Consider the following 209-nt stretch of genomic DNA (forward strand, 5'->3'; position numbering starts at 1 on the left):
GCCGTCTCGACGACTTGCATGGCGGAGGTGATCGGCGACGACCTGGACGCCTTCATCAAGAACTCCAAGCAAAAGGGCAGCGTCCCGGCCGAGTTCGACGTGCCCTTCGCCCACACCCCGGCCTTCGTCGGCAGCCACATCACCGGCTACGACAACGCGCTGCTGGGCGTGCTCAAGCACTTCTGGGACGGCAAGGCCGGCACCGCCGC

At 67.0% G+C, this 209-nt stretch carries 1 protein-coding gene; it reads left to right on the plus strand.

The annotated features are described in order from the left end of the window. Positions 1 to 209 (plus strand): nitrogenase component 1 (locus SM757_RS35480; RefSeq protein WP_322468935.1); only part of this gene is annotated, 209 nt, incomplete at both ends.

The sequence above is a fragment of the Azohydromonas lata genome, assembly GCF_034427735.1.
Classification (GTDB): Bacteria; Pseudomonadota; Gammaproteobacteria; order Burkholderiales; family Burkholderiaceae_C; genus Azohydromonas; species Azohydromonas lata.